Raw genomic sequence first — 434 nt, 5'->3', positions numbered from 1 at the left:
AGTGCAGGGTCTTCAACTGTTCCAGCAGTATGCCGCCATGGCTGTGCACGATGGCTTTGGGCAGCCCGGTGGTACCGGACGAAAACAGCACCCACAGCGGATGATCGAAGGGCACTTGTTCACACTGGAAATCGGCTGCGGACACCGCAGGACGCCGGTGCAACGCTTGCCAGTCGATGGCATTGGCCAGCGTCAGCGGTTCATCGGGAAACAGCGTCGACAGCACGATCACGTGCTCGACGCTGTCCATCTCGCGGGCGATACAGCGTACCTGTTCGCGTCGATCGAACGCCTTGCCGCCATAGCGATAACCGTCTACCGCCAGCAGCACCTTGGGCGACAATTGCCGCACCCTGTCCAACACGCCCTGCGCGCCGAAATCCGGTGAGCAACTGGCCCATACCGCACCGATAGCCGCACAAGCGCACAGCGCG

1 protein-coding gene is annotated in these 434 nt (G+C 62.2%); it reads right to left on the bottom strand.

What is annotated here, in order from left to right:
* Positions 1-434: AMP-binding protein (locus AC0L3B_RS38440; protein ID WP_473382819.1), on the bottom strand; the 434-nt coding region annotated here is incomplete at both ends.

The organism is Bradyrhizobium sp. Kon56 (assembly GCF_055807635.1).
The sequence above is the reverse complement of the archived record's forward strand: the minus strand, read 5'-3'. Positions and strand labels throughout refer to the sequence as shown.